1 protein-coding gene is annotated in these 204 nt (G+C 44.6%); it reads right to left on the reverse strand.

The genetic code is table 11. The features are described 5' to 3' along the window. Positions 1 to 204: tetratricopeptide repeat protein (locus tag P5674_RS26495; RefSeq protein WP_315670549.1), on the reverse strand; the 204-nt coding region annotated here is incomplete at both ends.

Below are 204 nucleotides of genomic sequence, written 5' to 3' on the forward strand. Positions count from 1 at the left end.
TTATGATAATTCGGGTTAATTTCAATAGCGCGGTTGTAGTCAGCTATGGCTGCTTTATAATTTCCCTGGCTCCGGTGAGCAAAACCCCGATTGTTGTAGGCATTATGATAATTCGGGTTAATTTCAATAGCGCGGTTGTAGTCAGCTATGGCTGCTTTATAATTTCCCTGGCTCCGGTGAGCAAAACCCCGATTGTTGTAGGCG

Origin of the sequence: Limnospira sp. PMC 289.06 (genome assembly GCF_032350395.1) — a bacterium.
Lineage (GTDB): Bacteria > Cyanobacteriota > Cyanobacteriia > Cyanobacteriales > Microcoleaceae > Limnospira > Limnospira platensis.